The sequence below is a fragment of the Paenibacillus ferrarius genome (genome assembly GCF_002027705.1).
Taxonomy (GTDB): Bacteria; Bacillota; Bacilli; order Paenibacillales; family NBRC-103111; genus Paenibacillus_E; species Paenibacillus_E ferrarius.
Map to the genome: position 1 here is coordinate 166,400 of NZ_MBTG01000016.1, position 11,965 is coordinate 178,364.

Consider the following 11,965-nt stretch of genomic DNA (forward strand, 5'->3'; position numbering starts at 1 on the left):
GTACAATGAATAAACTTAAAGTTGGTATGATTAGCTTCGCGCATGGTCACGCTTTCTCTTACTTCCATGCCCTGCATTCTTTGCCTGAGGTAGAGCTTGTAGGAATTGCTGATCCTCTCAAAAGCCGGGTCGATACTCTCTTAAACCAGTATCCATTGTCCTATTACGAGGATTATCGGGAATTGCTTGCTGCTGATATTGACGCTGTCGTCATCTGTTCAGAAAACGTTTATCATGCCGAGATCACGATCGAAGCCGCCAAACGAGGCAAGCATATACTCTGCGAAAAACCGCTCGGCATCACGACAGATGAGATGCAGGCCATGCTGTCAGCATGTCAGGAGAACAATGTCCAACTGATGACGGCCTTCCCATGCCGCTATCTGGCAGCCGTAGTGCAGGCCAAGAAAGCGGTCGAAAACGGGGAAATCGGCGAGATCGTTGCGATCAAGGGAACGAACCGGGGCACCTTCCCGGGCGGTTGGTTCGTCGATCCGAAGCTTTCCGGCGGCGGCGCCCTATTGGACCATACGGTACATGTCATGGATCTAATGAATTGGTTCACTGGCTCTCAGGTGAAAGAAGTTTATGCTTACGCGGCGGCTTTATTTCACGAAAACCTTGAAGTGGACGACGCCGGCATGATCCATGTGAAATTCGCAAGCGGCGCGTTTGGCGTACTGGATACGAGTTGGTCAAGAACCGCACCGTTCCCGACATGGGGAGATGTGACGATGGAGATCATCGGAACCAAAGGCGTCATTTCTGTCGATGGACTCGCTCAGAAGAACGAACTTTACAGCAGCGCTGCCGGCAAAGGCCAGTGGGATTATTGGGGAGACAACATGGATGCCTACATGATCCAAGCCTTCGTGCGAGCGCTTCTCAGCGGCGAAGCGGTTCCCATCTCCGGCGAAGATGGCTTGCGCTCAGCGGCAGTCGCGTTGGCTGGATATCGCTCTATCCAAGAAGGCCAGCCTGTCCTGTTGTAGATGAAAAGGGCTGTCCCCAAGCAGATACATTTGCTTGAGGACAGCCCTATATTATTCATTCATGCACTTGCATGATGATTTGGATGTTGGCTTGCCAAGCTGCGATCACTGTTCGTCAAAAGAACCTCAGCCTGCCTCTTCGAGTCATCCTGTTACAGAAATTCCTGCAAATATGCATCCTTTCGTCCGTGAAACAACCCAAATCAGCAAATTCCTGCGAATATGCATCCTTTTGGAGCTTTTTCTTGATTTCAGGAAGAAAAAGCTCCGAAAGCCTGCATAATCGCAGGCTTCTTCCATTTTCCACCCTGTTTCGTTGAAAAAGCCTGCACTTTTGCAGGCATTCAGATGCAGTGACCATGACCATCCGCCCTTGCGAGCTGGAAGACCTAATGCTGGATAAACACGGTGCTGAAGGAGACGTTCAGGACCCTTCCCACAATTCGCCAAGGGCCTATGCCTCACGCAACAGAAGCTTCAGCGCGCAGTCGCACAGCGAGAGCCGAAACCCATCCGAAAGCAACGATTCCAGCGCTCCCCATGATGACCCCGATCCAACTGCTCACACCCATTCCTACTACAATGAGCAGAGGCGAAATGCCAGCTGTCGCCATGCAGTAGACTCCCCAGCCACGTTCCCCTTGCGCCGCGAACCGGCGAGCAAAGACGACGCATGCCGCTATTAGGCATAAGAACGCTGCAAAGAAAGCCAATGAATGCAAGCTCGCTTCCCCGCTCATCGTTGTTGGCACACCCGCAGGGGCTCCTGCGGGAAAACCAAGACCGGGGTCCGGGCGGAAAATCCCCGCCATTGCCATGCCTAGGCCATAGATGCCAATGAGCATCGGCCCCCACGTTCCGCCCTTCCTGCCTCGCAGCAAGGCGCGTATGCCAACAGCTGCCGCCACTGCGAGCAGCCCGCTGAAGATAAAAGCCGCGCTTTGAATCCATCCCAAATCACCTAAAGTCAACGTACTGATGGCGTGGCGCCTGATATCAAACCCCGCGCGTGTAAACACTTGAGCTGCGACTATCGCATAGAACAAAGGCGCGGATACGACCCCGCCAATCAAGAGCAGCCTAATTAAGCTAGCTCGACTATTTTTGGCATATATCTTCTGCATAGTAATCTTCCTTTCTATTTCCATCGTTCACTAGTGACTACTGATTACTCTTAAAAAATAAAACAAGCTCCGCTGAGATTCGTTTGGCATCGAGCTGCTTGGTGTGTCCGAGTCCTTTTTTACTCAACAGCTGCGCGTTGGGCAGCACATTAGCCAGCGCCGCGGCACCACGTCGCAGTGAAATCGGGCTTTCGGTGCCCTCAAGCACCAGGGTTGGCACCACAACGGTGCGCCAGAGCTGCGATGGGAGCGGCTTTCCATGCATAAAGCCATCCAATAATGCTGCGTCGTAGGGGAGCGTATGAGCAACAGCCATGAGGTTAGACCACACGCGCGGCATCATGCGCATGAAGCCAACAACGAACGAAGGCGCCCCCATCCCTTTGGTCATAAAATACTTGATGGCTTCCGCTCGGCGATTACCTGCAATAAGCTCTTTAACGTGCAATACGAAATCTTCCGGAGGCTTGCGATCTGCCGCATCGACCACAAAAGGAGGTTCATGCAGAGCCAGCTTCGCAATGTTGGAGCCCCTCGCCGATGCCTGCAAAGCAAGGACCGCCCCGGAAGACAACCCCCAGACATAGGCCGATCCGCCCGCTGCATCAATCATCGCATCCAGATCTTCAATCTCTCGCGCTGTGTCATAAGGCTTCGTGTCCCCGCTATCGCCACGGCCGCGGCGATCATAGTTGTACACCGTGAAGTGCTCCGCCAACCTATCAGCCAATTGCACCATCGCAGGGAATTTCCGGTAGCTGAAAGCGCCCCCTACCAAGATGAGCGCCCGCCCTTTTCCCACTTTGTCATAAATGATTGTGGTACCGTCTTTAGAAGTTGCTGAATACATGTGTATGCCTCCTTGGATTGTAGCAATTCTTGCTTATATATTGACGACGAACGGCTGACAGGGAAATCGACACAGCCAGCTGCTTTCCCTATTTTTTTCCTCAATTAGTATAATTTTTTTATACGGTGGCACACTATCCCTTGTTGTTATTCTAACGAAGGAGGTAGCATATGACTAACCAAAACAATCAAGCAAGCAAAGCGGAAGTACAATCAACGGAGTTGAACAAACTGCCTGTCCCAGGCCAAGATGATACGGAGTTTTCCGCAGAGGAAGCGGCAGAGGCATTTAAAGAAAATCAATCCTCCAGCAGCAATTCGCAAAATCAAGAATCCTAATAAGCAATGCGCAAAAAGCCTAGTCCCACTTGGACCAGGCTTTTCGTTTGCTATCATTGTGATCCCATTTGCCAATCGGCCTAACCTTACGAGGGCCTTGTCCCGAAATAAACATTCGAAACATGATCCTGCACATCAATATGCCCGGATATAACATCCGTAACCAGCATGTCTTGCCTTTTATAATTTGTAAAATAAACATCCTTCACATAAGAAGCCTGATTTACACCCTTTAATAAAGCCTTCTGCTCCCCGCTACCCTGATAGGTGACATTATCCAGCGTAATGTTTTGGATCATTCCCCCATCCCTATCTCCAGGAAACCGTTCATCCGTTCGGAATTGAAACACGGCAGCTTTATAGGGATCTCTAAAAGCGTCTATTCTTATATCCTTAAATAAGATATTTCGAATATGATTTCCCCCATTTGCCCATAACTTCAGCACGCCTGTGAACTTATCGAGGATGTACACTCCTTGTTGATTCAGGACATCGATATTTTGAAACGTCAAATCTGAAATGTGGGCATCAGCGACACTTCCCAGACCTATGAGAATCGTATGCGCGTCATCTCCCCACAGCACGCTATTTTGCACCGTATTCAAGGACGCCTTGCCATAATGATACATCACGATATCATCATCAGGCGTTCGAATAAATACACCCGTAATTAGACCATGGCTCGATCCACTAAAATGGATGCCATCCGCATTCACTTCATAAGCAATAATATGAATGTTTCTGACAACAGGTCTTGTGGAAAAATTCATCACCACTGCCCACATAGTTGGATCTATAATCGTAATGCCCTCCACGAGATTATCACATCCGCTGCTTAGCCAAATGGCGCCCGTCCTGCCTTCGCCCGGATGCGGATTGGCATGCTGCAATTGACTGCCATCGAGAATGCCGCGGCCCCTTATGGTCACCCGATCCACTTCGTCAGACGAAATGGACCCGTAGCAAACGGCACCAGGTGCCAAGTAAACCGTCGTATCATTTTGGGAAATAAAGAAAGACTCACCCGAATGCCAGTTCCCATAATTGGAACTTGTCTCATAACCGGTATGCTCATTCCCGTCAACAGCATGGATGTAGCTGGGCATTGCTCCCGCGATTGCGCGATTCAGCGCCAAATTCACAGTACCGCCCGCTTCATACACTTTGAACTCGCCGATTGAATTGCTGAACACCCAACCGGAAGCAACGTTGCTTCCGAGAAGCATGAGCCGCACATATCTGGCTTTCTTGGGAGCAAAGGCTCTCGTCAAATATCCCGTATCCGTATTATTGGTACCATCATAAGCGGCGGTATAAGGATCACCCGCCTGCGCCTTAGTTTCCACCACAAACTTATTCGGGTACGAGAGAGGTTCCATGCCTAATCCTTGCATTTGCAATATCGTCTGCCTGAGATCAAATCGATCAATCACATACTCGGCACCAAGATCAACCTCTAGCCAAGAACCTTGAGGCAAGGTATGCCGTCCAGGTTTAAAGTAATACGTATCTTTCCCCTCAGGCAATTGCAAAGGAATCGCATCCCCTGGATGAATGAGGTGAACATGGGGAGCATGTTCCGAAGGAACATCCGTTTCCAAGGGATTCGTTAGGATATGAAGGTCTTCCGTATTCCAGCTGTCGTTGATGCGAATGACGATTTTACGTGGAGAATCATCGTTTTGTGTGGTAGAAAAGGTAAGGGTATTCCCCACCTGCGCAGCATCAATGCCATAGGAATTGGGCCTGATATCATAACAATTAACCCGCCCCCCGTGATAGGCGACTTTAACATCTATCGTGCCGGAGAAGTCGAAAATCACCATGGAAGAATCAAACTTCGTTCCATCTTGATGACCTAAACTAACATTGTAGACGAATAAATCGATCCACTCCGTCTCATTCGCTGGCTTAATCTGAACCGTGAAGGTAGGATTCATCGCAATTCCTGCCGGTGGGGACCATGTATGAACAATATTGAGCATTATTCCTCCTGTGAAACTTGAATATGATTGCAGCTTATGGCTAATTAGCAATGATTACATTGTCAAAATAAAAGATCCCGCCTACAGGAGATTCGGACGACACAAAACCAACTCTGCCTATATCATTGGTTGCGGACTCCAGCGATTTGTTCGCATTGATTAGTACATTATCGACGTACAAATCAAAAGTGTCCGTACTCGTATTGATAATGAGCTTCACATCGTACCATTGATTGATGTTGTAAGGCATCAACGCTGTCCAGACGTTCCCATTGTTGCTGTATACATTTCCGCCGCTATCGAAGCCAACTTGGGTAAGTTCAGTGCCTGCGGAGTTGTATATCGCCAGCGATTTCCAGTTGGTTTTGTTGGCTATGTTCATTCTGGCTTGCACCGTCACGATGCCGGATATAGCGTTTATGGACTTATACGAATTGACGATGCTGCTTGTCGTCTTGTACATTTTCACGCTTTTATCCGCCATACTTGGTACTGCCTGGACAGTGACTCCCGATGTGCTGGTCCACCCGATTGGCGCGTTTCCGATCGTATCCGAGTTGAAATCGCTATCGATAATCGTATGCAGGAAAGATACCTTCACTTGGTCAAAATAATACGTTCCTGCGGCAGCTTCACCCGAAGTAAACATGACAGCGCCAATATTGGCAGTCGATACTTCAAAGGACTGGTTCGACGCTTTAAGAACGCCATCAATAAAGAGATTGTATTGATCTGTTGCCGTGTTTAATTCTACTTTGACGTCATACCATTGATTTGTACTGTACGGCATAAAAGCAGTCCAGACCGAACCATTATTGCTGTACATGTTGCCTGCCGAGTCAAAACCAACCTGCATCAGCTCCGTCCCGGAAGCGTTCATGACAGCTAACGATTTCCAGTTGGTTTTGTCGACAATTTTCATTTTCGCTTGCACAGTCACGATACCGGATGTTGAAGGCAAGGATTTGGAACTGCTTATGGCGGCGCTTGTCGTCTTGCTCATACGGACGCTTTGGTCGCTCGCGCTCGGATCAGGCTGAACCGTTACTCCCGGACTGCTCGTCCAGCCTGCTGGGGCGCTTCCTGCCACATCGCTATTGAAATTGGCTGTATACGAATAGTTAACATTCGATACACTCCCCGCGCTCGTGATGTTACCTGACGCTTGATCCGTAACAAGGATGCCATTTCTTGTATAGTTGTTGATATAAATATCTTTGACATCATTGCTGCTGCTCGCGCCGGACAATAACGATGTCAATTCTCCGCTTCCCTTATAGGCAATGTTATCGAGCGTGACGTTTGAAATTCGGCCATTGCCTTCTCCAGCAAACCGTTCATCGGTGCGGAATTGAAACACGACGGATTTGGCAGGGTCTCGGAAGGCTTCTATCCGGATGTCTTTGAATAGGACATTTTTAATTTCATTGCCGCCATTGGGCCATAACTTCATGACACCGTTAAATTTCGTAAGATCCACAACCCCTTGTTGAGCAAGGACATCCAGATTTTGAAATGTTAAATCCGTAATATTGGCATTAGGCTCCGTTCCCAAACCGATGAGCAGGGTATGCGCGTCATCTCCCCACAGAACACTATTCTGAACGGTGTTCAATGAGGTTGGACCATAGTGGTACATGACAATATTATCGTCTGGTGTTCTTACGAATGAACCCGTCACCAGCCCGTTCGTGCTGCCGGAGAAATGAATGCCATCTGCATTCGCCACGTAAGTGATAATATTGACGTTTCTAACTGTAGGCCTTGTTGAGAAATTCATCACGACCGTCCACATGCAGGCGTCTTGAATCGTAATTCCTTCGATCGTATTGTCGCTTCCATTATTCAGCCAAATAGCGCCTGTTCGTCCTTCCCCAGGGCTTGGGTTCGCATGCTGCAGCAGGCTTCCATCGAGGATGCCACGGCCTTTAATGGTCACATTGCTGACGCCATCAGATGAAATAGAACCATGTACAACTGCACCTGGCTGCAGATAGACCGTCGTATTATTCCTGGAAATATAGAACGACTCTCCTGGGTGCCAGTTGCCGTATCCTTTGTTTGTGCCAAATTGGGTCAGCGAATTGCCATCGAATAATTGCGTGTAGCTGGGGAAAGCTCCGGCTATCCCACGGTTTAAAGCCAGATTCGTTGTGCCGCCAGCTTGCATAACCTTGAATTCGGTCACAGTACTGCTAAATAAATACCCCGAAGTCACATTGCTTCCGAGCAGCCGCAGCCTCACATATCTCGCATTTTTGGCTGGAAAGCTCTTGGTAATAGCTCCCAGCAAGCTGTTGCTTGTCCCGTCATAGGCCGTCGTGTAAGCGTCCCCCGCATTGACTTTGGATTCAACGATAAACTTATTCGGATACTCCGGGCCATTCGTGTATAAAGGCGCCTGCTCAAGACCAATCTTGTCGATCGCATAGACAGCGCCAAGATCAACTTCCGCCCATGAACCTTTGGGCAGCGTGTGCTCGCCAGCTTTAAAATAATATGTATCTTTGCCGGCTGGCAGCTCCAGGGGGATGGCATCTCCCGGATTGATCAGATACACATTGGACGCCATTTGCGACGGAGCATTCGTTTCAAGCGGATTCGTTAGGATATGCAAGACGCCTGTATCCCAGCTGTTATTGATACGCACGGCGATTTTACGTGGCGAAAGATTATCCTGTACCACGGAGAAAGAGAGTGTATTCCCCGTCTGGACAGCCTGAATCCCATAGGAGGATGGCGTAATATTATAGGAGCTGATCGTTCCCGCATTGTAGGTTACTTTTACGTCTAATGAGCCGGAAAAATCAAAATTCACATACGATGAATCGAAATTCGTACCATCCTGATGACCTACTTTTACATTGTATTCATAGAGATCCATCCATGCTGCCTCATCCGATGGTTTCACCTGAACCGTGAATGTTGAATTCGCTGCGGTGCCTGATGGAGGAGACCATGAATGGACTAGATTTGCACCTGCGGCTTTCGCATGCAATCCGCCTAGCAAGCCTAGCATGGCAACCAAACTAAACAGCAATACAAATAACGGCAATCGCTTCATCATGAACATATGAAATTCCCCCGTTTTCAAATTAGCATTCAAGCGCGGTCTGGTATGATAAGTAGGGAACCTAATCGAATAGGTCCCCCTTAAACAAGTAGTTACTTTTTGGCTGTCGCGCTCCATTCATTCAATTGCTTTTGTTTCTCTGCAATAATTTTGTCTATGCCTGCGCTTTTCAGGGCAGCGACCATTTTGGGAACATAGACTTCAGGGTCCACGGAACCGGACATAATCGCCTGTTGGTATTGCTTGAGCACGCTGTTGCTGGCGGCCACTTCCTGCGTTAAAGTTTCGGAATTCCAAGCAAATCCAAGCGCAGGCGACTTGTCGGCTGTTTCGTTGAATGTTTTGAATTTCTCCCATTTCTTCGGATCTTCATTGGGGAATAAATAGGTTAGCATTTGATTCCCCCACATCCAAGGCTCGTTTTTATAGCCAACGGATGCCGCATCAACTCCGGCAGGGAAATCGATCGTTGCCTCATCCTTTTTCACATAATGGGTTCCTTCAACACCGAAATCAAACAGATTAAGCAGCGTTTTATCGCCGTAAAGCATATTTAGGAACATCATAGCCCGGTTGGGATCTTTCGAAGTTCTGGGAATAGCCGTCATAATTCCTGTTGTGTTCAACGTAATCGGCGTGTTCACCATTTCTTTCTGAACGACCTTAACTCCCCACGCTGAGGACATTTCGGCATCTTTGCCAGGTTTCAGCTCCGAATACATAGCGAATGCCTTGCCAGCTTGCATAGCGCCAAAATCTTTGACCGTTGCCGCATCCAGATTCATATACTTCGCCTGATACCATTTGCGTGCCAGCTTCGCATAGTCCATGAACACTTTGGATTCAAAAATATCGACCACTTTCAACTCTTTGCTGGAACGGTCCAAGCCGCCCAAATAATCGCCAAGATTATCGAACGACGAAGAACTGACGGCAAAATTGCTCATCTGGCGCCCCTCTTGCCCAAAGAAAGGAACGATGCCTGGTTCATTGTCTTTAATCGTTTGCAGCATAGGCTCCAAATCCTCAAGCTTGTTCACCTTGCTGATATCAAATTTATATTTATCGACTAATGCCTTATTGAATAAAATACCGTCTACACTGGCAAATTCTTTGTTCGTAGGAAGTCCGTAAATCTTCCCGCCGATCCTTGTTCCGTCCAGAAACTGGGGCTGCAAGGCCTTCGTTACATCTGCCCCGTATTTGGCAACGAGCTCATCTAAAGGCAAGAATGCACCTTTGGCTACATTTTGCGAATAACCAAGGCCGCCTGCCGTCATCATCACGTCCATTTGCTCATTCGTGGCAATCATCAGATTGGTCTTCTCGATCCAAGTTCCCCACTCAATCGGCTTGAGTTCAACTGTAGCGTTAATTTTGTCCGTTAAATACGCATTCATCTTCTCTTGCACAGCTTTAAGGTCCTTGGGAACCGCTCCTGTTGCGTAAACGATTGTCAGCTTATACGGATCCAGTTTTGAAGAAGAAGCTTTATCCTTCGTACTTTCCGAAGCGTTTTTCGCTGTATTCTCCTTCGTCGCCGAAGGACTGCAGCCTGCTATTACGGTACTTAATGTGAGAATAGCCGTCGTCATTACGATAACCTTTTTCATTGTGACCAAGTCTCCCCCGAATGTTTTTTTGTCGTGCAACTGGCCTTTTTCCCCTACGTGGCTTAGATGAATCACCTCCTCCATTAAATCTAGTACTAGCCTTTAACCGAGCCTACAGTGAGACCTTTCACCAAATACTTCTGGAAAAAAGGATAAGAAATAAGAATAGGACCTATGCCAATAACCGCCATTGCCATGATGATGGAATTTTGGGGCATTTCCGAAATTAGTTTGGCGGAATTCGCATTTTCCGTATGTGAGGACAAGAACTGAATATTCAATAAAGCTTTGGTCATTAAGTATTGAACACTGAAATAGTGGGAATCGCTAATAAAAATCAATCCATTAAACCAATCGTTCCAATAAGCCAGCGTGGTGAACATCCCAATCGTTGCCAGCACAGATACCGAGAGCGGGAGTACGAGTTGAAAAAAGATCCGCCATTCCCCAGCCCCGTCAATACGAGCAGACTCAATGACCGAAATCGGAACAGAGTTCGAGAAAAAGGTTCTCATGATCAGCACATTAAATCCATTCATAAGCAGCCCCGGGATCATAAGTGCCCAGATCGTATCTCTCAAATCAATGATTTGGGTATAGACCAAATACCAAGGGACCAAACCACCATTTAGTAAAATCGTAAAAAACACATAAAAGGACAGTATCTTGCGATACGGGAAATCCTGCCGGGACATAGGGTACGCAACTAAACTTGAAATGAATAAGCTGGTTATAGTCCCCCCCACGGTAATGACAATGGTCACGCCGTAAGCTCGCAATAATTGATGAATGTCGATAAATAAATAGCGGTAAGCGGCTGTGCTCCATATTTTCGGAAAATAGGTGTAGCCGCCCGTACGCAGAATACTCTCATCCGTAAAAGAGGCGATTAGCACCAGCACAATCGGAAATAAACAAAACACACACATCACTAAGAAAAAACCATGCAATAAACCGCTCGCCCAAGGTGATCCTTCCCGATGCGTTCGAAATTGCTTTTGATTAACCATCTTCACTTCCATACGTATCCCCCTCTAAAATAAAGCGCTCTCTTTATCCCATTTTCTAACCAGCATATTGGCGATGATGACGAGCACGAATCCCACTGTCGATTGGTATAAACCCGCAGCCGAAGACATGCCGATATCACCTGTTACCAATAACGCCCGGTAGACGTAAGTATCAATTACATTGGTAGTCGAGAACAAAATACCTGTATTGAGAGGGACCTGGAAGAACATGCCGAAATCGGCATAAAAGATGCGGCCAATCAGAATCAGCACCACAACGATCACCACCGGACGAATCAGCGGGAGCGTGATCTTCGTCATCTGCAGCCAGCGATTCGCGCCGTCCATACGGGCAGCCTCATAATACTCCTGATTAATGCCGATCATAGCGGCAAAATAGATCAAACTGGAATAACCGACATATTTCCACGTATTCACGATAACAAGGATGTAAGGCCAGTATTTGGACTCCAAATACCATTCAATCGGTTGTATATGCAAGAACGGGAAAATGACTTTATTGATAAAACCGTGTTCGATACTGAAAAAAGCCAAAACAATATAGCCCACGATACTAAAAGAAATTAAAAAAGGCAGCAGCATGATACTTTGATACAAATTGCGTGCGAAGCGATTTTTGATCTCGTTCAACAACAGCGCTACCAGCAGGGCAATAATTAAATTATTAACGATGATAAACGTTCCATTGTAGAGCAGCGTATTGCGGGTAATGATGAAGGCATCCTGTGATTTGAATAGAAATTCAAAGTTTTTGAAGCCCACCCAGTCGCTATGGAAAATTCCTTTGGTGTAGTTAATGTTCTTAAACGCAATGAATGTGCCAAGCATAGGCAAGTAATTGTTGATAAATAAATACAAGACGCCAGGCAGTGTCATTAGAATCAGACTGCTATATTTCTTTGCCATTCCGCTACCCTCCACTCTATTTCTCTTCTTAATTGTAGAGGGAGCGGCTTGCA

At 47.4% G+C, this 11,965-nt stretch carries 9 protein-coding genes; 2 read left to right on the forward strand and 7 right to left on the reverse strand.

The genetic code is table 11. The features are described 5' to 3' along the window. Positions 1–5: 5 nt before the first annotated feature. Complete coding sequence (locus BC351_RS19050; protein WP_079414322.1) at positions 6–992, forward strand: Gfo/Idh/MocA family protein; 987 nt, start codon at positions 6–8, stop codon at positions 990–992. Between the two features lie 461 nt (positions 993–1,453). Here the strand turns inward: BC351_RS19050 and BC351_RS19060 are convergent, their stop codons facing one another. Then, entirely contained in the window at positions 1,454–2,116 is a 663-nt protein-coding gene (locus BC351_RS19060; protein WP_158082143.1) for a DUF998 domain-containing protein, read from the reverse strand. Positions 2,117–2,153: 37 nt separating this feature from the next. After that, positions 2,154–2,966, reverse strand: coding sequence for an alpha/beta fold hydrolase (locus tag BC351_RS19065; protein ID WP_079414325.1), 813 nt, complete (start codon positions 2,964–2,966; stop codon positions 2,154–2,156). A gap of 170 nt (positions 2,967–3,136) precedes the next feature. On the opposite strand from BC351_RS19065, the gene BC351_RS42750 reads away from it, so the two are divergent. Then, the gene (locus tag BC351_RS42750) at positions 3,137–3,304 is read left to right on the forward strand and encodes a hypothetical protein (protein WP_167388030.1); all 168 of its coding nucleotides are present in this window, start codon (positions 3,137–3,139) and stop codon (positions 3,302–3,304) included. A gap of 86 nt (positions 3,305–3,390) precedes the next feature. Here BC351_RS42750 and BC351_RS19070 read toward each other — a convergent pair whose 3' ends face one another. From BC351_RS19070 to BC351_RS19090, 5 genes are all read right to left on the reverse strand, one after another. Beyond that, complete coding sequence (locus tag BC351_RS19070; protein WP_079414326.1) at positions 3,391–5,289, reverse strand: glycosyl hydrolase family 28 protein; 1,899 nt, start codon at positions 5,287–5,289, stop codon at positions 3,391–3,393. A gap of 40 nt (positions 5,290–5,329) precedes the next feature. Then, entirely contained in the window at positions 5,330–8,362 is a 3,033-nt protein-coding gene (locus BC351_RS19075; RefSeq protein WP_079414327.1) for a discoidin domain-containing protein, read from the reverse strand. Between the two features lie 92 nt (positions 8,363–8,454). Beyond that, positions 8,455–9,975, reverse strand: coding sequence for an ABC transporter substrate-binding protein (locus tag BC351_RS19080; RefSeq protein WP_079414328.1), 1,521 nt, complete (start codon positions 9,973–9,975; stop codon positions 8,455–8,457). Between the two features lie 95 nt (positions 9,976–10,070). After that, complete coding sequence (locus BC351_RS19085) at positions 10,071–10,997, reverse strand: carbohydrate ABC transporter permease (RefSeq protein ID WP_244209092.1); 927 nt, start codon at positions 10,995–10,997, stop codon at positions 10,071–10,073. 12 nt (positions 10,998–11,009) lie between these two features. Further along, positions 11,010–11,912 (reverse strand): ABC transporter permease, encoded by a 903-nt coding sequence (locus BC351_RS19090; protein ID WP_173226008.1) that lies wholly within the window; start codon positions 11,910–11,912, stop codon positions 11,010–11,012. Between the last annotated feature and the right edge of the window lie 53 nt (positions 11,913–11,965).

Coding starts and splice junctions, on each gene's coding strand:
- BC351_RS42750 (WP_167388030.1), top strand. CDS start 3,137: ATGACTAACCAAAACAATCAAGCAAGCAAAGCGGAAGTACAATCAACG.
- BC351_RS19080 (WP_079414328.1), bottom strand. CDS start 9,975: ATGAAAAAGGTTATCGTAATGACGACGGCTATTCTCACATTAAGTACC.
- BC351_RS19075 (WP_079414327.1), bottom strand. CDS start 8,362: ATGTTCATGATGAAGCGATTGCCGTTATTTGTATTGCTGTTTAGTTTG.
- BC351_RS19065 (WP_079414325.1), bottom strand. CDS start 2,966: ATGTATTCAGCAACTTCTAAAGACGGTACCACAATCATTTATGACAAA.
- BC351_RS19050 (WP_079414322.1), top strand. CDS start 6: ATGAATAAACTTAAAGTTGGTATGATTAGCTTCGCGCATGGTCACGCT.
- BC351_RS19085 (WP_244209092.1), bottom strand. CDS start 10,997: ATGGAAGTGAAGATGGTTAATCAAAAGCAATTTCGAACGCATCGGGAA.
- BC351_RS19090 (WP_173226008.1), bottom strand. CDS start 11,912: ATGGCAAAGAAATATAGCAGTCTGATTCTAATGACACTGCCTGGCGTC.
- BC351_RS19070 (WP_079414326.1), bottom strand. CDS start 5,289: ATGCTCAATATTGTTCATACATGGTCCCCACCGGCAGGAATTGCGATG.
- BC351_RS19060 (WP_158082143.1), bottom strand. CDS start 2,116: ATGCAGAAGATATATGCCAAAAATAGTCGAGCTAGCTTAATTAGGCTG.